The following is an 18,833-nucleotide window of genomic DNA, read 5'->3' as shown; positions in this document are numbered from 1 at the left end:
GGAGAGCCGAGTGAAGGGGACGACGTGACATGGTCGGGCTCTGGGTACTGGTGGTGGCGCTGCTGTCGGGGATCTGCGGGGCGGGAGTGGTGATGCTCGCCGCGCGTCGGCGCCCCGAGCACGCTGCCTCCGAGCACGAGGTTCCACGTTCGCCGAAGGTCGTCTCCGCGGAGGCGGAACCGCCGCGGGACCGGTGGTTCCGCGCGGGGTATCACTGTGACCAGGCCGTTTGCCGAGCCGCTCGTGCGGTGGACTCGGTGTCTTCCGTACCGGCTCGCCGCGAGCTGGGCGGCGTCGTCCGCCGGATGGAGGCCGAGCTGCCGAACGTACGGGCGCTGGCGGAGCTGGGGCGCGTCCTCGAGGGGGACGGGCGGAGCGCGTCGCGGGTCCGTCGACAGCTGGAGGAGACCTCGGCGCGGTTCGTCACGACCTCCGATCACGTCCTGGGGTGTCTGGTGGAGCTGGTGGCCGAGCCGGACCTGGAGCGGGTTCACGAGCGGATGACGGTGGTGCGGCAACGGTTTCCGCTGGTGCGGCCGATGTCGACGGTGGTGCGGGACGAACCGGGGTCACTGGTCGACGTGTCCGGCTGACGGCTCGTGGGCGTGCTGCCACCAGCCGAAGGCGTCGTGGGCGATCCCGGGCGGCGCGACCAGCAGCCCGTCCGGGGGGAACGAGGACCGCGTGCCGTGGCGATCCAGGACCGTGGCCCCCGCCTCGGTCGCCAGCGCCAGCGCCCCCGCGACGTCCCACTCCTGGTAGGAGTGCAGCACGGCCGCCGTCGCGTGCCCCAGCGCCACCTGGGTGATCGCCAGGGCGGGGGAGCCGAGCACCCGCACGCCGACCTGGTCGGCCGCGGCGTTGGTGATGAATCTTCCCATGCCTTCCCACGGCCCCGTCCTGGTGAACTCGGTGCACACGATGCCGGCGCGGGTTTCCCGGGCGTCGGCGAGGCGTACCGGCGTACCGTTGGTCCGCATCCCGCGTTCGCGGGCGGCGGCGTGGATCCGGCCGCGGTCCGGGTCGGCGACCACGCCCACGATGGGGCCGTGCTCGTCGAGCATGGCCAGGCTGTAGGCGCACCAGGGCATTCCCGCGACGTAGTTGGCCGTCCCGTCCACGGGATCCACCACCCATCGGAGTGGCGTGATCCCCGTCTCACCCGATCCGGCGCCCCCGAACTCCTCCCCGAACTCCTCGCCGAACACCGGGATGCCGGGGAACTCGTCGGCCAGGATGCGTCGGGTGTGGCGTTCCAGGGTGCGTCCGGTGTCGGTGACCCAGTCGAAGGGTGACTCGGTGGCGGCGGGACGCGCGCCCCGGCCGGCCGTTTCGATGATGACGTCGGCCGCGTCGTTGGCGAGCTTGCCCGCGACTTCGAGCGCACGAGAGACGAGCCCGGGTTCTTGCCGAGCGGAGTGGGAGGACAAGACCGTCATGCCGCTCCAGCCTCACCCCATCGGGTGTCCGTCACGCCAAGTGGGAGTGGACGCGCGGGGAGAGCCAGGTCAAGATTGGGCACCCGCGCCGGGGGCGCGGATCCGCGGAGGCGAGCCGGTACCCGTACCGGTGCCGGGGTGCTCGGCACGTAAGGTCGGGGTGTGGCTCGTGCCGGTCTGGACAGGGATCCCCGTGAAGTCGCCGCGATGTTCGACGGCGTCGCGCAGCGCTACGACCTGACCAACACCGTGCTCTCGTTCGGTCAGGACCGGCGCTGGCGCGGGATCACCCACCGCGCCCTGGACCCGAAGCCGGGGGAGCGCGTCCTCGACCTCGCGGCGGGCACCGGCGTGTCCACGGCGGAGTTCGCCCGTTCCGGTGCCGAGTGCGTCGCGGCGGACTTCTCGCTGGGGATGCTGCGGGCGGGGCGGCATCGCGGGCTGCCCATGGTCGCCGCCGACGCGTTGCACCTTCCGTTCGCCGACGACTCCTTCGACGCCGTGACGATCCTGTTCGGCCTGCGCAACCTGGCCGAGACCGTGGCGGGCCTGCGTGAGATGGCCCGCGTGGTCCGCCCCGGTGGACGCCTGGTGATCTGCGAGTTCTCCACGCCCACCTGGCAGCCGTTCCGCACGGTCTACCTGAACTACGTGATGCGTGCGTTGCCTCCGATCGCACGCGGGGTCTCCTCCAACCCGGACGCCTACGTCTACCTCGCCGAGTCCATTCGTTCCTGGCCCGATCAGCGGGCCCTCGCGGGTCTGATCGCCGAGGCGGGCTGGTCCGGTGTCGCCTGGCGGAACCTGACGGGCGGCGCCGTGGCCGTGCACCACGCCGTCAAACCCGCGTAGGGCCCGTCGCGTCCTCCTGTTCCTCCCGCGAGGCCTCGATCGCGCGGTTCGTCCGGCTTAGAATCGGTCGGTAACTAGTGAATTCGTTCACAAGGGGATGCCTACTACCGTTCGTCGTGACGCAACCAAGGATGAACCGATCGAGGAGTGTCATGACCAGCCCCACCACCAGCCGCCGCCGCCCCGACGACGACGCCGAGGTGATCGTCGTCGGCGCGGGTCCGGCCGGAGCGACCGTCGCGGCCTACCTGGCCCGCGCCGGTCTGGATGTCCTCGTGCTGGAGAAAAGCACCTTCCCCAGGGAGAAGGTCTGCGGCGACGGGATCACGCCACGCGGTGTCAAGGAGCTCATCGACCTGGGGGTCGACACCCGCGAGGAGGCGGGGTGGCTGCACAACCGGGGACTGCGCGTCGTGGGCGGCGGCGTGAGCATGGAGCTGGACTGGCCCCAGCTCGCCGAGTTCCCGCCCTACGGGCTGGTCAGCCCGCGCCACGAGTTCGACGACATGCTGGCCCGCCACGCCGAGAGCTCGGGGGCGCGCATCGTGCAGAACACGTGGGTCACCGGCGCGATCACCGACGAACGCACCGGCCGGATCACCGGGGTGAACGCCAAGACGGGCCGGGAGCGCACGCCGGCGACCTACGCGGCTCCGCTGGTGGTGGCCTGCGACGGGGTGTCGGCGCGGCTGGCGTTGTCGATGGGCATCGACAAGAGCGACCGGCGCCCGATGGGCGTGGCCGTGCGCCGCTACTACGACAGCCCGCGCACCAAGGACGACTACCTCGAATCGCACGTCGAGCTGTGGGATCGCTCCAACCCCGCAGCGCCGGAGCTGATGCCGGGCTACGGCTGGATCTTCGGCATGGGGGACGGGACCGTGAACGTGGGGCTCGGCGTGCTGTCGACGTCCAAGGCCTACGGCAACACCGACTATCGCAAGCTGCTGCGCTCCTGGCTGGACGGAACCCCGGAGGAGTGGGGTCTGCGGGAGCAGAACGCGGACGGCAAGATCGGTGGCGCCGCCCTGCCGATGGGGTTCAACCGCACCCCGCACTACCGCGACGGCCTGCTGCTCGTCGGTGACGCCGGGGGCATGGTCAGTCCCTTCAACGGTGAGGGCATCGCCTACGCGATGGAGTCGGCCCGGCTGGCCGCCGAGTGCGTGGCCCACGCGCTCGCACGTCCCGAGGGGCTCTCGCGGGAGCAGGCCCTGGCTCGCTACCCGGGCGCGGTCTCCGAGTCGCTCGGGGGCTACTTCCGGATGGGCAACCTCTTCAGCCGAGTGATCGGCAACCCCACCGTGATGCGCGTGGCCACCAAGTACGGCATGCCGCGAAAGACGCTGATGCGCTTCGTGCTGAAGCTGCTGGCGAACCTCTACGACACGAGAGGCGGAGACGCCATGGACCGTGTGATTAGTGCCACTACACGTCTCACACCCAGCGCCTAGCGCGCGGCGGCGCGCGCATGGTCGGATACGCGTGACCTTGTGCGGTAACTCATAAAGTTAGGTTCACCTCACTACGAGATGAACGTGTGTGACCGCATAGAGTGCGTACCCGACAGCCGTCGAAACCGGCGGCGGCGGGCGGACCGGACAAAGGAGGGCAGGCGCGATGCTGGATCCCTACATCCCCCTGGTGCTGATGTTCGCGTTGGCGTTCGGTTTCGCCGTGTTCTCGGTGGCGATCGCGCCGCTGGTCGGTCCGCGCCGCTACAACAAGGCCAAGCTCGACGCCTACGAGTGCGGCATCGAGCCCTCGCCGCCCCCCGTGACCGGAGGCGGCAGGATGCCGGTCGCCTACTACCTGACCGCGATGATGTTCATCCTGTTCGACATCGAGATGGTTTTCCTCTTCCCGTACGCGGTGTCCGCGGACTCCCTCGGGATGTGGGGAGTGGCCGCGGTGGTGCTGTTCGTCGTCTCGTTCGGTCTCGCCGACATCTACCTGTGGCGGCGCGGGGGGCTGGACTGGAACTGAAAGCGCCGTCAAGACACAGTTCTCCGGCCTCCGTGCCGGGATTTCGCCCGACGGAGACCGACAGCGTGAAGGGAGTGCCGAAATGGGGCTGGAGGAGTCGCTGCCCAACGGCATCCTGTTGGCCAACGTGGAAAAACTCGTCAACTGGACCCGCAAGACGTCGATGTGGCCCGCCACGTTCGGCCTGGCCTGCTGCGCGATCGAGATGATGACCGTCGGGGGTTCCCGCTACGACGTCGCGCGGTTCGGCATGGAGCGGTTCTCCGCCTCGCCGCGCCAGGCCGATCTGATGATCGTCGCCGGTCGGGTGACCAACAAGATGGCGCCGGTGCTGCGCCAGATCTACGACCAGATGCCGGAGCCGCGCTGGGTGCTGGCGATGGGCGTGTGCGCTTCCAGCGGCGGAATGTTCAACAACTACGCGGTGGTGCAGGGCGTCGATCACGTGGTGCCGGTGGACATGTACCTGCCGGGATGCCCGCCACGCCCGGAAATGCTGCTGGACGCGATTCTCAAGCTGCACGCCAAGGTCATGGACGAGCCCATCAACGCCAAGCGCGCCCAGCTGCAGGCCGAGCGCGGTGATCGGACCGAGCTCGAGGCCTCCTCCGAGAAGTACGCCCCCGCGGGGCGGGGGCAGCGCAAGCGGGCCGAGCGTCAGCAGCAGGCCCAGCGCCGCGAGATGGGTGCCGAGGGTCGGTTGGGGGCTCCCGGCATCGAAAGCGCCGGAAAAAACGATTCCCCGGGCGAGGACACCGCCGACGGACGACAGTCCGGTACGGGTCACGAGCTCGGCGCGGGCAGGTGATGACGATGACGCAGGACCTGACGAATCCGGGACCCGGTGAGAAGGGTTCCAGCGCCGAACGGCCCGGTGACGATCTCGCACCGGAACGGCAGGGCGAGAGCAGCCACGCCGAACACCGCGAGCCCGTGTCCGGTCGTGCCAGGGAGGGCATGTTCGGCGTCACCGGCAGTGGTGACACCTCCGGCTACGGCGGGCTGCGACTGCCCGCCTACGTCCCACCGGCCACCGAGCGCCCCTACGGCGGGTGGTTCGACGAGGTCGCCGACAACCTTTTCGCCGCACTCGGGGAGAAGGGGTTGCCGCCCGGCGTGATCGAGCGAGTGACCGTGGACCGCGACGAGATCACCTTCTACGTGGGCCGCGAACACCTGGTGGAGACCTGCCGGACACTGCGCGACGACGCCGCGCTGCGGTTCGAGCTGTGCAGCTCGTTGTCCGGGGTGGACTACGGCCCCGAGGTGCCGCGGCGGCTGCACTCGGTCTACCACCTCACGTCGATGACCTACCGACGCCGCATCCGGCTCGAGGTGGCGCTCGACGTCGACGACGCCCACGTTCCCTCCATCGTGGAGGTGTATCCGACGGCGGACTTCCAGGAGCGCGAGGCCTGGGACATGTTCGGCATCGTCTACGACGGCCACCCGGCGCTGACCAGGATTCTGATGCCCGACGACTGGGACGGGCATCCGCAGCGCAAGGACTACCCGCTCGGCGGCATCCCCGTGGAGTACAAGGGCGCCGAGATTCCGCCTCCCGATCAGCGGAGGGCCTACACGTGACTTCGTGTGAGGAGCCGAAACGATGAGTACCGAATCACTGACCGACCCGGACACGGGGCAGGGCGACCCGTTCGCGGCGTCGTCGCGGGAGACCACCGAGGGCCGGGTCTACACCGTCACAGGCGGCGACTGGGACGAGTTCATCGACGACACCGAGGGCGAGGAACGGGTCGTGATCAATCTCGGCCCGCAGCATCCCTCGACGCACGGTGTGTTGCGGCTGGTGCTGGAACTCGAGGGCGAGCGGGTCGTCAAGGCCCGTTCGGTGATCGGCTACCTGCACACAGGCATCGAGAAGAACACCGAGTACCGCAACTGGACCCAGGGCGTCACCTTCGTGACGCGCATGGACTACCTGGCCCCGCTGTACAACGAGGCCGCCTACTGCCTGGGTACGGAGAAACTGCTGGGCATCGAGGCGCCGAAGCGGGCGCAGACGATCCGGGTGCTGCTCATGGAGCTCAACCGGATCTCCTCGCACCTGGTGTTCCTGGCTACCGGTGCCATGGAGATCGGCTCCACCACCGGCATGACCTTCGGTTTCCGCGACCGCGAGGAAGTGCTGCACCTGCTGGAGTTCCTGACCGGGTTGCGGATGAACCACGCCTTCATCCGTCCCGGCGGGGTGGCCCAGGATCTGCCGGAGGGCTACCGGGACAAGATCCAGGAGTTCCTCAAGGTGATGGACGAGCGGTTGCCGGACTACGACAAGCTCTTCTCCGGACAGCCGATCTGGAAGCAGAGGTTGCGCGGCGTGGGCTATCTGCCGCTGGACGCCTGCATCGCCCTCGGAGCCACCGGCCCGCTGCTGCGCTCGGCCGGCGTCGCCTGGGACCTGCGCAAGATCCAGCCCTACAGCGGCTACGAGGAGTACGACTTCGAGGTGCCCACCAGCACCGACGCCGACTGCTTCTCCCGCTTCCTGCTGCGGGTCGAGGAGATCCGCCAGTCGATGCGGATCGTGCGGCAGTGCCTGGACAAGCTCGAACCCGGTCCGGTGATGGTCGAGGACCCCAAGATCGCCTGGCCGGCCAAGCTCACCATCGGCCCGGACGGGATGGGCAACTCACTGGAGCACGTCCGCAAGATCATGGGTCAGTCGATGGAATCGCTGATCCACCACTTCAAGCTGGTGACCGAGGGCTTCGACGTGCCGCCCGGCCAGGTGTACTCGCCGGTCGAGGCGCCACGCGGCGAGCTCGGTTACCACATGGTCTCGGACGGGGGCACTCGTCCGATGCGGGTGCACGTGCGCGACCCCAGTTTCGTGAACCTGCAGACGTTTCCGGCAATGGCCGAGGGCGGCCTGGTGGCGGACGTGATCGCGGCCGTCGCCTCCATCGATCCGGTCATGGGTGGGGTGGATCGCTAGATGACCGAACAGTTCGACGTCACCACGACCGAGCACGTGATCGTGCCCGGCGAGCGGGCCGCGTACACGGCGGTCTTCGACGAGAAGGTGCGTGCCGATGCCCGGGAGGTCATCGACCGCTACCCGGATCCCCGTTCGGCGCTGCTGCCGCTGCTGCACCTGGTGCAGTCGGTGCAGGGCCACGTCACGAACGAGGGCATCGAGTTCTGCGCCGAGCAGCTCGCGCTGGCCACGGCGGAGGTCAGCGCCGTCGCGACCTTCTACACCATGTACAAGCGCAATCCGTGCGGCCAGCACCTGGTGAGCGTGTGCACGAACACGCTGTGCGCGGCGATGGGGGGCGACGAGGTCTACAAGCGGCTCGGCGACCACCTCGGTGTCGGGCACGAGGAGACGGCCGGCACGCCCGGGGAGCAGGGCTCGATCACGCTGGAGCACGCCGAGTGCCTGGCCGCGTGCGATCTGGCCCCGGTGCTGCAGATCAACTACGAGTACTACGACAACCAGGACTCGACCACGGCGCTGGAACTTGTCCGCGCGTTGCAGCGCGGTGAGAAACCCCCGCCCACGCGGGGCGCTCCGCTGACGGACTTCCGCGACGTCGAGCGCCAGCTCGCCGGGTTCTTCGACGGTCCGGGCGCCGAGGCGGCCGAGAACGCGTCGGCGGCGGCGCCCGAGACGGTGCGGGGCGCTCGCGTGGCCGACGAGCACGGCTGGACCGCTCCGGCGATGCCCGACCACGCCGAACTTCCACCCCGTCCGGACGACAAGTGAGGGGCAGGAGATGACGGACGCAGCAAACCCGCCGGAGGGCACGAACCCGCTGACGCCGGTGTTGACCCGGCGCTGGCTGTCCCCGCGCTCCTGGACCCTGCACACCTACGAGCAGCTCGAGGGCTACAGCGCGCTGCGCACCGCCCTGAGCGCACATCCCGACCAGCTCATCGAGCTGGTCAAGGCCGCGGGACTGCGCGGTCGCGGAGGCGCGGGCTTCCCCGCCGGGGTCAAGTGGGGCTTCATGCCCAAGGAACCGTCCAAACCGCACTACCTCGTCATCAACGCCGACGAGGGCGAGCCCGGCACGTGCAAGGACGTGCCGCTGATGATGGCCGATCCGCACTCGCTGATCGAGGGATGCGTCATCGCCGCCTACGCGATGCGGGCGCATCACTGCATGATCTACGTGCGCGGCGAGGCGCTGCACTGCGTGCGGCGACTGCACCAGGCCGTGCGCGAGGCGTACGAATCCGGATACCTGGGTCGCGACATCCTCGGCTCCGGTTTCGACCTCGACGTCGTCGTGCACGCGGGTGCCGGTGCCTACATCTGCGGTGAGGAAACCGCGCTGCTGGACTCGCTGGAGGGCAAGCGCGGCCAACCCCGCCTGAAGCCGCCGTTCCCGGCGCAGGCCGGGCTCTACGCGTGCCCGACCACGGTCAACAACGTCGAGACGATCGCCTCGGTGCCCTACGTCGTCAACGGCGGATCGGACTGGTTCCGCACCATGGGCCGCGAGAAGTCGCCCGGCCCGAAGATCTACTCGCTGTCCGGGCACGTGGAAAACCCCGGACAGTACGAGGCTCCGCTGGGCACGACGTTGCGGGAACTGCTGGAGCTGGCCGGGGGGATGAAGGACGGCGTCCCGCTGAAGTTCTGGACACCGGGCGGTTCCTCCACACCGCTGCTGACCGCCGATCACCTGGACGTGCCGCTGGACTTCGAGGGAGCCACCGAGGCGGGCACGATGCTCGGCACCACCGCGCTGATGATCTTCAACGAGACGGTGTCGGTGCCGTGGGCGGTGATGAAGTGGACCCAGTTCTACGAGCACGAGTCCTGCGGCAAGTGCACGCCGTGCCGCGAGGGGTGCTTCTGGCTGGCCCAGGTGCTGGAACGCATGGTCGACGGTCGGGGCACCGAGGAGGACATCGACACGTTGCTCGACGTCTGCGACAACATCCTCGGCCGCTCGTTCTGCGCGCTGGGTGACGGCGCGGTCAGCCCCATCACCAGTGGCATCAAGTACTTCCGCGACGAGTTCCTCGCCCTGTGCGAGCGCAACAGGAGCACCGAGACAGCTGATACGGCACTGGTTGGAGCGGCCCGATGACCGTGGCACCCGAAACCGACACCCCGCCGGTCCCGGAGGGCTACGTCCGGCTGACCGTGGACGGCCGGCGGATCGACGCCCCCAAGGGCGAACTGATCATCCGCACCGCCGAGCGCATGGGCGTCGTGATCCCGCGCTTCTGCGACCACCCGCTGCTGGACCCCGCGGGCGCCTGCCGCCAGTGCCTGGTGGAGGTCGAGGTCAACGGCAAGGCGATGCCCAAGCCGCAGGCCTCCTGCACGATGACCGTCGCCGACGGCATGGTGGTGCGCACCCAGCACACGTCACCCGCGGCGGACAAGGCCCAGCAGGGCATCATGGAGCTGCTGCTGATCAACCACCCGCTGGACTGCCCGATCTGCGACAAGGGCGGGGAGTGCCCGCTGCAGAACCAGGCGCTCAAGCACGGCCGCTCCGAGTCCCGGTTCCGGGACACCAAGCGCACCTTCGCCAAGCCGATCCCCATCACCTCCCAGGTCCTGCTCGACCGGGAGCGCTGCGTGCTGTGCCAGCGCTGCACCCGCTTCGCCAAGCAGGTCGCCGGTGACCCGTTCATCGAGATGCTCGAACGCGGCGCGCTCCAGCAGGTCGGCACGGCCGAGCACCACTCCGGGCAGAGCTACTTCTCCGGCAATACCATCCAGATCTGCCCGGTCGGGGCGCTGACCAGCACGGCCTACCGGTTCCGCTCGCGGCCGTTCGACCTGGTTTCCACCCCGGGCGTCTGCGAGCACTGCGCCTCGGGCTGCTCGCAGCGCACCGACTGGCGCCGCGGCAAGGTGATGCGCCGGTTGGCCGGGGAGGACCCCGAGGTCAACGAGGAGTGGAACTGCGACAAGGGCCGGTTCGCCTTCCGCTACGCCACGGCCACCGACCGGTTCACCCGCCCCCTGGTGCGGGACCGAAGCAGCGGCGAGCTGCGGGAGGCCTCGTGGACCGAGGCGCTGCGGACGGCCGCCGACGGGTTGGTCACCGCCCGCGACGCGCGGGGCGTCGGGGTGCTGCCGGGCGGCAGGGTGACGATGGAGGACGCCTACGCCTACTCCAAGTTCGCGCGGATGGCGCTGGGCACCAACGACATCGACCACCGGGCGCGGGTGCACTCCGACGAGGAGCTGGAGTTCCTGAGTTCCACAGTGGTCGGAACCGCGCCGGACGCGGGCGGCGTGACCTACGCCGACCTGGAGAACGCGCCCGCAGTGCTGTGCGCGGCCTTCGAACCCGAAGAAGAGTCGCCGATCGTGTTCCTGCGGCTGCGCAAGGCCGCTCGCAAGCACACCAGGGTCTTCCACCTGGGCCAGTGGAACTCGCCCGGTGTCGAGAAGACGGTCGCCGTCGCCGGCGCGGGTGGCCCCCTGCACTCCGGTGACCTGCTGCCCTGCCCACCGGGTGGCGAGGCCGCCGCGCTGGACGAGCTGCCCGCCGAGGCCGACGAGGCCCTCCGGCAACCGGGTGCGGTCCTCGTGCTCGGCGAACGCGCCGCCCACGTCACCGGCCTGCACTCCGCCGCCGTCCGGTTGGCCCGCCGCACCGGAGCCCGGATCGCCTGGGTGCCGCGTCGCGCCGGGGAACGCGGTGCGATCGAGGCGGGCACGACCCCCACTCTGCTGCCGGGCGGCCGCATGGTCACCGACAGCCGGGCCCGCGCCGACATCGAGCGCGCTTGGGGGCTGAAGCCGACGATGTTGCCGGACACGCCGGGTCGCGACACGGGCGGCATCCTCGCGGCGACGGCCTCCGGTGAGCTGTCCGGACTGCTCGTCGGCGGTGTGGACCCCGACGACCTGCCCGATCCGGCACTCGCCCGCCGGGCGCTGGAGCGGGCCGACTTCGTGGTGAGCCTGGAGATGCGCCCCACCGTCGCGACCGAGCGCGCCGACGTGGTGCTGCCGATCGCGCCGACCGTGGAGAAGTCCGGCACCTTCCTCAACTGGGAGGGCCGCGCCCGCGAGTTCGCCGTCACGATCGAGAGCACCGGATCGCTGCCGGACTGCCGGGTGCTGGACACCCTGGCCGTCGAGATGGACGTGGACCTGTTCACCCAGACCCCGGCCGCGGTCGCCGGGGAGCTGGAGCGTCTCGGCTCCCACGACGGCAGGCGCCCGCAGCCCCCGGACGTGCCCGCGAGTCCGGCGGCCGAACCCGGCCCGGGGCAGGTGCTGCTGGCCACCTGGCACCAGCTGCTGGACAACGGGTCGTTGCAGGACTCCGAGCCCCACCTCGCCGGAACCGCACGCCCGACCGCCGCGCGCCTGTCCGCGCGCACCGCGCAGGAGTTCGGGGTGCGGACGGGGCAGCACGTCACGGTCGGCGCCGCGGGCGGAACGGTGACGGTGGAGGCCGAAGTCGTCGACATGCCCGACCGGACGGTGTGGCTGCCCACCAACTCCGGGCCGTCGAAGGTCGACCGGGAACTCGGCGTCGGCCACGGCGCCCTCGTCGACCTCGCCGCCGACGTGCCGGCGCCCCCGGGCGCCGCACCGGCCTCGCCGGATCCCTCCCGGCCCGACAACCCGGCCGGTCCTGCGGTTCAGGAGGGCACCGCGCCCACCGGGAGTCGTCGCGCCGGTGACTCCGGCGGCTCGCACTCCGAGGGGAGCAGGGCATGACCGAGACCGCCAGGCTGCTCGCCGACGACCCGATCTGGCTGATCCTGATCAAGGTCGTGGCGCTGTTCGCCTTCCTCGTGGTGATGACGCTGCTCACGATCTGGGCCGAGCGGCGCCTGATCGGCAAGATGCAGCATCGCCCCGGCCCCAACCGGGCCGGTCCGTTCGGCATCCTGCAGTCGCTGGCCGACGGGCTGAAGCTGGCGTTCAAGGAGGACATCCGCCCGGTCCTGGCCGACAAGTGGATCTACATCATGGCGCCGGTGCTCTCGGCCGGACCCGCGCTGATCTCGTTCTCGGTGATTCCCATCGCCCCGGAGGTCACGATCTTCGGGGAGCGCACCGCGCTGCAACTGGTGGAGCTTCCGGTGGGACTGCTGGTCGTGCTGGCCAGCGCCTCCGTCGGCGTCTACGGGATCGTGCTGGCGGGATGGTCCTCCGGGTCCCCCTACCCGCTGCTGGGCTCGCTGCGCTCGGCGGCGCAGGTGATCTCCTACGAGATCGCGATGGGGCTGTCGTTCGTCGCGGTCATCATGTACTCCGGGACGCTGTCCACCGCCGGCATCGTCGAGGCGCAGAGCGGTGGTTGGTTCTTCGCGCTGCTGCCGTTCAGCTTCGGGGTGTACGCGGTCGCGATGGTCGGCGAGACCAACCGGGCGCCGTTCGACCTTCCCGAGGCCGAGTCCGAACTCGTCGGGGGCTTCCACACCGAGTACTCCTCGCTGAAGTTCGCCCTGTTCTTCCTGGCCGAGTACATCAACATGGTCACGGTCTCGGCGCTGGCCACGACGCTGTTCTTCGGCGGCTGGCACGCACCGTGGCCGCTGTCGCTGATCGGTGACGGGATGCTCAACACCGGCTGGTGGCCGGTGCTGTGGTTCCTCGGCAAGACGCTGATGTTCCTGTTCCTGTTCGTGTGGTTGCGGGCCACGCTGCCGCGGCTGCGCTACGACCAGTTCATGAACCTGGGCTGGAAGTTCCTGGTGCCGCTGAGCCTGGTGTGGATCTGCGGGGTCACCGCCATCCGGGGCCTGCGCAACACCGAGGCCGTGAGCTCGGGTCAGTTCCTGCTCGTCGGTGGCGGGGTCATCGCGGTGCTGATCGTGGCGACCCTGCTCATTCCCGACCGCGAGCCCCCCGAACCCGCCGAACCCGAGGCACCGCTGTCCGGTGGCGGCCATCCCGTTCCGCCGACGGACCTGAAGGTGCCCCCGACCCCACCGCGGCGCACCTCCGCGGGCCGACAGCGGTTGCCCGAGGGCGCCGAGGGAGCCGACAGCACGACGAAGGAGGCCCCCGATGGGAATGTTTGATCCGCTGAAGGGATTCGGCGTCACGTTCTCGACGATGTTCAAGAAGGTCGTCACCGAGGAGTATCCCGAGGTCAAGAAGATCCCCGCGCCGCGGTTCCACGGGAAGCACCAGCTCAACCGGCACCCCGACGGGCTGGAGAAGTGCGTGGGCTGCGAGCTGTGCGCCTGGGCCTGCCCGGCCGACGCGATCTTCGTGGAGGGCGCCGACAACACCACCGAGCTGCGCTACTCGCCGGGGGAGCGGTACGGCGCCGACTACCAGATCAACTACCTGCGCTGCATCGGCTGCGGGTTGTGCATCGAGGCGTGCCCGACGCGCGCGTTGACCATGACCAACGTCTACGAGACGGCCGACGACAACCGGCAGGACCTGATCTTCACCAAGGAGGACCTCGTGGCACCGCTGCTGCCCGGCATGGAGCAGCCGCCGCACCCGATGCGACTCGGTGACGACGAGCAGGACTACTACGTGCAGGGGCCGCGGCTCGCCCGGGAGCAGGGAGTTCCCGAGGACGAGACGGTGGAGACCGGCCCCGAGGAGGCTCGGTGATGACACCGGCGGTAACGGCCGTGCTGGCTCAGACCCCGGCCCAGGACGTGGTCGGCACCGGCGAGGCGGTGGTCTTCTGGATCCTCGGACCGCTGTCGCTGCTCGGTGCGCTCGGCATGATCTTCGCGCGCAGCGCGGTGCACTCGGCGCTGTGGCTGGTGCTGACGATGCTGTGCCTCGGGGTGCTCTACATGGCCCAGAGCGCGCAGTTCCTCGGGTTCACCCAGATCATCGTCTACACCGGCGCGGTCATGATGCTGTTCCTGTTCGTGCTGATGATGGTCGGGCGGGACGCGTCGGACTCGGTGGTCGAGGTGCTGCGCGGGCAGCGCCTGACGGCGGCCCTGCTGGGAATCGGCTTCGCGGTGTTGCTGGCCGCGGGGCTGGCCCGGTCGCTGACCGAGGTGACGCCCGCGCCGCCGCTGGACCCGTGGTCGCCGCAGGGCGGAGGTGCCGGCGGACTCGGCCGGTTGATCTTCACCGACTACCTGTTCCCGTTCGAGCTCACCTCGGCGCTGCTGATCACCGCGGCGCTGGGGGCCATGGTGCTGTCCTACGGCGGTAAGGGTCGCAAGCCGATGCGCACTCAGCGCGAGATGGTCGAGGCCCGCTTCCGCGGGGAGCACGACCGGCCCTCGCCGCTGCCGGGGCCCGGTGTCTACGCCACGGCGAACTCGGTGGCCGTGCCCGCACTGCTGCCGGACGGCTCGGTGGCCCCCGAGTCCCTCTCGGAGATCCTCGACAACACTCCAGCGGAGCGCCTCTCCGGTGACCGCGCGGCCGTGTCGGGAAAGACCCGCCCGCCGGACCCGCACGCGCTGACCGGAGACGAGGAACGCCGCGACACCTCCGGTACGGCCGAGGCCCCCGAGTCCCCGGAGCAACCCCCGGACCAGCCCTCCGATCAGCCCCCGGACGACGTCCGCGGGATGAACGGAAACGGGGTCAACGGAACCACCAACGGCGACGTGTCGGGGGTCGATGGTCACGACTCCGACTCAGCCCCGTCCGAGGAGGTGCGGCAGTGACTCCCACCTACTACCTGCTGCTGTCGGCGCTGCTGTTCACCCTCGGCGCCGTCGGGGTACTGGTGCGGCGCAACGCCATCGTCGTGTTCATGTGCATCGAGCTCATGCTCAACGCCGTCAACCTGTCGCTGGTGACCTTCGCGCGGATCGCGGGTTCGGTTGAAGGCCAGGTCATGGCCTTCTTCGTGATGGTCGTGGCCGCCGCCGAGGTCGTGGTCGGGTTGGCCATCATCATGTCGATCTTCCGGACACGCCGGTCGGCCTCGGTCGACGACGCCAACCTGCTGAAGTACTAGAGGGAGTCAGCGTGACGACTTCGTTTCTGGCGGCCGAACCGGTACGGGCGGCCGCGGGGGTGTTGCAGTCCAATGCGTGGGTGCTGATCGCGCTTCCGCTGCTCGGCGCGGCCGTGCTGCTGCTCGTCGGCCGCCGCGGCAACGCGTGGGGGCACGTGCTGGGGTGCGCCACGGTGCTGGCCGCGTTCGGCTACGGCCTGGCGCTGTTCGCCTCCGCCCTCGGAGACCCCCACCCGGTGCGCGACCTGTACCTGTTCTCCTGGATCCCGGTCAACGCGCTGCAGGTCGACTTCGGGCTGCGGCTGGACCCGCTGTCGCTGGTGTTCGTGCTGCTGATCACCGGCGTGGGCTCGTTGATCCACATCTACTCGATCGGCTACATGGCCCACGACCAGCAGGGCCGCACCGGTGGCGCCAACACCGAGCGCCGCCGGTTCTTCGGCTACCTGAACCTGTTCGTGGCCGCGATGCTGGTGCTGGTGCTGGGCAACGGCTTCGTGACGCTCTACCTCGGTTGGGAGGGCGTGGGACTGGCCTCCTACCTGCTGATCGGGTTCTGGCAGCGCCGGCGGACGGCGGGCGCCGCCGCCACCAAGGCCTTCGTGATGAACCGGATCGGCGACGTCGGCCTGGCACTGGCGATCTTCCTGCTGTTCGCGAAGCTGGGCACCACCCAGTACACCGAGGTCTTCGCCCGTGCCGACGAGCTCTCGTCCGGAGTGCTGCTGGCGATCACGCTGCTGCTCCTGCTGGGAGCCTGCGGCAAGTCGGGCCAGGTGCCGCTGCAGGCGTGGCTGCCCGACGCGATGGAGGGCCCGACCCCCGTCTCGGCGTTGATCCACGCCGCGACGATGGTCACCGCGGGGGTGTATCTCATCGCCCGGGCCAATCCGCTCTACACCCTGTCCGAGGGCGGGCAGCTGGCCGTGACGATCGTCGGAGCGGTGACCCTGCTGGTCGGCTGCGTCATCGGCTGCGCCTACGACGACATCAAGAAGGTGCTGGCCTACTCCACTGTCAGCCAGATCGGCTACATGATCCTGGCCGTCGGACTCGGCCCCGCCGGCTACGCGCTGGGCATCATGCACCTGCTGACCCACGGGTTCTTCAAGGCCGGGCTGTTCCTCGGGGCCGGGTCGGTGATGCACGGCATGAACGACGAGGTCGACATGCGCCGCTACGGCGGGCTGTACCGCTACATGCCGATCACCTTCGTCACCTTCGCGCTCGGCTATCTCGCGCTGATCGGTTTCCCGTTCCTGTCCGGCTACTACTCCAAGGACGCCATCATCGAGGCCGCGTTCGGGCAGGGTAGCTGGCAGGGCTGGGTCTTCGGCGGGGCGGCGGCGCTCGGTGCCGGGCTGACCGCGTTCTACATGACGCGGCTGGTGCTGATGACGTTCTTCGGGCCGCGTCGCTGGGAGAACCTCACCACCGCCGACGGCGAGAAGTACCACCCGCACGAGTCGCCCGCCGTGATGACGGTGCCGATGATCCTGCTGGCCGTGGGATCGGTCGGGGCCGGAGCGTTCTTCACCTTCGGCGAGCGGTTGGTCGGCTACCTGACCCCCGCCCTGGGCGAGTTGGAGGAGGGCCACGCCGGTGTGCTGCCGCACGTGCTGATTCCCGTGCTCACGGTCGGGTTGTCGGCTCTCGGGGCGCTGGCGGCGTGGCTGTTCGTGGGACGCAGGCGCGTCGAGGTGGCCCGGCCGCAGCGGGTCTCCCCGGTGGTGCGGGCCGCACGTGCCGACCTCTACGGCAACGCGATCAACCGCGCGCTGGTCGTGCGTCCCACCGACGGCCTGGCCCGGGGGTTGGTGACGGTCGACAGCCGGGGCGTCGACGGTGCGGTCGACGGTCTGGCCGGGTTTCTCGGCGCCGCTTCGCACGGCCTGCGCCGCTGGCAGAGCGGGTTCGTGCGGTCCTACGCCCTGTCCATGTTCACCGGCGGTGTCCTGCTGGTCGCCGCCATGCTCGCGGTGGGAATGCCATGACGAACGGCCGTTGGGCGATTTCGCGCGCGGGTGTGCGACTCCGCGCGAAGTCGCGGAAGAGCCCTCGCACGAGTGACCTGCGGGAGGAGACCCGATGACCCTACTGCTGGCCCTGATCCTGGTGCCGCTCGTCGGCGCCGTGGTGGTGGGGTTGCTGCGCGGCACCGACCGGGCCGCCAAGCTCACCGCCCTGGCGTTCTCCCTGGCCGAGCTCGTGATCGCGGCGGCGGCCTGGGGCGGCTACGACCCGGCGGGCCCGCGGATGCAGCTGACGAGCTCGGTGGAGTGGATCCCGGCCTTCGGCATCGAGTTGTCGTTCGGCGTGGACGGCATCGCGCTGGTGATGATCGCGGTCATCGCACTGCTGATGCCGCTGGTGCTCGGTTTCAGCTGGGGCGAACGCCTGCCGCGGGGTCGCACCCACGGCGGGTTCTTCTCGTTGCTGCTGGTCGAACAGGCTCTGACGGTGGCGGTGTTCGCCGCCACCGACGTGTTCGTGTTCTACGTGCTCTTCGAGATCATGCTGATCCCGATGTACTTCCTCATCGGCGGCTACGGCGGTCCGCGCCGGCGGTACGCCGCGGTGAAGTTCTTCCTGTACTCCTTCCTCGGCGGCCTGATCATGCTGGCCTCCGCCCTCGGCGCCTACGCCTACGCCGTCGAGGTCACCGGGCAGGGCACCTTCGACTGGGCCACGCTGACCCGCGTGCTCGGCCAGGCCCCCACGAGCGTGCAGGTCTGGATCTTCCTCGGTTTCTTCCTCGCCTTCGCGATCAAGGCGCCGCTGGTGCCGTTCCACACCTGGTTGCCGGACGCCACCGAGCAGGCCCCGATCGGTGTGGTGGTGATCGTGGTCGGCGTGCTGGACAAGGTCGGCACCTTCGGGTTCCTGCGCTACAGCCTGCCGCTGACCCCGGAGGCCTCCCAGCTGCTCGCACCGCTGGTCCTGGTGCTGGCCGTGATCGGCGTGCTCTACGGGTCGTTGCAGGCCTACGGCCAGACCGACCTCAAGCGCTTCCTCGCCTACGTCTCGATCGCCCACTTCGGGTTCATGGCGCTGGGCATCTTCGCGTTCTCCACGCAGGCGATGGTCGGAGCGGCCTCGTACATGGTCAACCACAGCATCGCCACCGGAATGCTGGTGCTGGTCGTCGGTCTGATCATCGCGCGGGGCGGGTCCACCCGCATCGCCGACTACGGCGGCATGTCCGGGGTGACCCCGTTGTTGGGCGGGATGTTGCTGGTGGCGGGATTGAGCACGCTGTCGCTGCCGGGGACGAACTCGTTCGTCAGCGAGTTCCTGGTGCTGATCGGGTCCTTCCCGACCCGGCCGGTGTACACGATCCTGGCCACGGTGGGCATGATCCTGGCCGCCGTCTACGTGCTGTGGCTGTACCAGCGGGTCATGCAGGGCCCGGTCTCCGGTGACGCCCTGGTCGGTGCGGCCAAGGGCCCCGGAGCGACCGCCGACCCGAACACGCTGTCGCGGCCCGGGGGACGCCACGCCGTGATCGGTGATCTGGGGCCGCGCGAGCTCGGAGTGCTCGCTCCCCTGGTGGTGCTGGTGATCGGCTTGGGGATCTATCCGGAGCCGATGTTGGACGTGATCACCCCGTCGGTCGAAGCAACCATGAGCGAGGTCGGTGTCACCGATCCCGTTGCCCCTCAGGGAGGTAACTGACAGTGGGTCCAGTGCA

17 protein-coding genes are annotated in these 18,833 nt (G+C 69.7%); 16 read left to right on the top strand and 1 reads right to left on the bottom strand.

Features of this window, described 5'->3' with window-relative positions:
* Window positions 1–29 precede the first annotated feature (29 nt).
* A complete protein-coding gene (locus FHX42_RS21820) occupies window positions 30–593 on the top strand; it encodes a hypothetical protein (protein ID WP_182546317.1) in 564 nt (187 codons plus the stop codon).
* Here the strand turns inward: FHX42_RS21820 and FHX42_RS21815 are convergent.
* Window positions 570–1,439: an inositol monophosphatase family protein gene (locus FHX42_RS21815; protein WP_182546316.1), complete on the bottom strand. Its 870-nt coding sequence runs from the start codon at window positions 1,437–1,439 to the stop codon at window positions 570–572. The two genes, FHX42_RS21820 and FHX42_RS21815, sit on opposite strands and share 24 nt — an antisense overlap.
* Window positions 1,440–1,601: 162 nt before the next feature.
* On the opposite strand from FHX42_RS21815, the gene FHX42_RS21810 reads away from it, so the two are divergent.
* From FHX42_RS21810 to FHX42_RS21740, 15 genes are all read left to right on the top strand, one after another.
* Window positions 1,602–2,291, top strand: a complete 690-nt coding sequence (locus FHX42_RS21810) for a demethylmenaquinone methyltransferase (RefSeq protein WP_182546315.1) — start codon at window positions 1,602–1,604, stop codon at window positions 2,289–2,291.
* A gap of 152 nt (window positions 2,292–2,443) precedes the next feature.
* The gene (locus FHX42_RS21805) at window positions 2,444–3,745 is read left to right on the top strand and encodes a geranylgeranyl reductase family protein (protein ID WP_182546314.1); all 1,302 of its coding nucleotides are present in this window, start codon (window positions 2,444–2,446) and stop codon (window positions 3,743–3,745) included.
* Between the two features lie 166 nt (window positions 3,746–3,911).
* Window positions 3,912–4,277 carry an NADH-quinone oxidoreductase subunit A gene (locus tag FHX42_RS21800; protein WP_182546313.1) on the top strand — a complete coding sequence of 122 codons (366 nt, stop codon included), beginning with the start codon at window positions 3,912–3,914 and terminating at the stop codon, window positions 4,275–4,277.
* Window positions 4,278–4,359: 82 nt separating this feature from the next.
* On the top strand, window positions 4,360–5,085 hold the full coding sequence (locus tag FHX42_RS21795) for a NuoB/complex I 20 kDa subunit family protein (protein WP_220480695.1): 726 nt from the start codon (window positions 4,360–4,362) through the stop codon (window positions 5,083–5,085).
* Window positions 5,085–5,864 carry an NADH-quinone oxidoreductase subunit C gene (locus FHX42_RS21790; RefSeq protein WP_407926305.1) on the top strand — a complete coding sequence of 260 codons (780 nt, stop codon included), beginning with the start codon at window positions 5,085–5,087 and terminating at the stop codon, window positions 5,862–5,864. The genes FHX42_RS21795 and FHX42_RS21790 overlap by 1 nt, the downstream gene beginning before the upstream one ends.
* Window positions 5,865–5,886: 22 nt before the next feature.
* Window positions 5,887–7,236 carry an NADH-quinone oxidoreductase subunit D gene (locus FHX42_RS21785; protein ID WP_182546311.1) on the top strand — a complete coding sequence of 450 codons (1,350 nt, stop codon included), beginning with the start codon at window positions 5,887–5,889 and terminating at the stop codon, window positions 7,234–7,236.
* Window positions 7,237–8,010, top strand: a complete 774-nt coding sequence (nuoE, locus tag FHX42_RS21780; RefSeq protein ID WP_182546310.1) for an NADH-quinone oxidoreductase subunit NuoE — start codon at window positions 7,237–7,239, stop codon at window positions 8,008–8,010.
* Between the two features lie 10 nt (window positions 8,011–8,020).
* Window positions 8,021–9,346 (top strand): NADH-quinone oxidoreductase subunit NuoF, encoded by a 1,326-nt coding sequence (gene nuoF / locus FHX42_RS21775; RefSeq protein WP_182546309.1) that lies wholly within the window; start codon window positions 8,021–8,023, stop codon window positions 9,344–9,346.
* The gene (locus FHX42_RS21770; RefSeq protein ID WP_182546308.1) at window positions 9,343–11,955 is read left to right on the top strand and encodes an NADH-quinone oxidoreductase subunit G; all 2,613 of its coding nucleotides are present in this window, start codon (window positions 9,343–9,345) and stop codon (window positions 11,953–11,955) included. Before nuoF ends, FHX42_RS21770 begins: the two co-directional genes overlap by 4 nt.
* Window positions 11,952–13,268, top strand: coding sequence for an NADH-quinone oxidoreductase subunit NuoH (gene nuoH / locus FHX42_RS21765; RefSeq protein WP_182546307.1), 1,317 nt, complete (start codon window positions 11,952–11,954; stop codon window positions 13,266–13,268). Before FHX42_RS21770 ends, nuoH begins: the two co-directional genes overlap by 4 nt.
* The gene (gene nuoI / locus FHX42_RS21760) at window positions 13,255–13,818 is read left to right on the top strand and encodes an NADH-quinone oxidoreductase subunit NuoI (RefSeq protein ID WP_182546306.1); all 564 of its coding nucleotides are present in this window, start codon (window positions 13,255–13,257) and stop codon (window positions 13,816–13,818) included. The genes nuoH and nuoI overlap by 14 nt, the downstream gene beginning before the upstream one ends.
* The gene (locus FHX42_RS21755) at window positions 13,818–14,846 is read left to right on the top strand and encodes an NADH-quinone oxidoreductase subunit J (protein WP_182546305.1); all 1,029 of its coding nucleotides are present in this window, start codon (window positions 13,818–13,820) and stop codon (window positions 14,844–14,846) included. Before nuoI ends, FHX42_RS21755 begins: the two co-directional genes overlap by 1 nt.
* Window positions 14,843–15,142 (top strand): NADH-quinone oxidoreductase subunit NuoK, encoded by a 300-nt coding sequence (gene nuoK / locus FHX42_RS21750; protein WP_182546304.1) that lies wholly within the window; start codon window positions 14,843–14,845, stop codon window positions 15,140–15,142. Before FHX42_RS21755 ends, nuoK begins: the two co-directional genes overlap by 4 nt.
* 11 nt (window positions 15,143–15,153) lie before the next feature.
* Window positions 15,154–17,136: an NADH-quinone oxidoreductase subunit L gene (nuoL, locus tag FHX42_RS21745; RefSeq protein ID WP_407926302.1), complete on the top strand. Its 1,983-nt coding sequence runs from the start codon at window positions 15,154–15,156 to the stop codon at window positions 17,134–17,136.
* Window positions 17,137–17,230: 94 nt separating this feature from the next.
* Window positions 17,231–18,817 carry a complex I subunit 4 family protein gene (locus tag FHX42_RS21740; RefSeq protein ID WP_182546303.1) on the top strand — a complete coding sequence of 529 codons (1,587 nt, stop codon included), beginning with the start codon at window positions 17,231–17,233 and terminating at the stop codon, window positions 18,815–18,817.
* The last annotated feature ends 16 nt before the right edge of the window (window positions 18,818–18,833 follow it).

It is taken from the genome of Halosaccharopolyspora lacisalsi (genome assembly GCF_014137975.1).
In the GTDB taxonomy this organism is placed as follows: domain Bacteria; phylum Actinomycetota; class Actinomycetes; order Mycobacteriales; family Pseudonocardiaceae; genus Halosaccharopolyspora; species Halosaccharopolyspora lacisalsi.
This window is presented reverse-complemented; position numbering and strand designations above follow the sequence as displayed.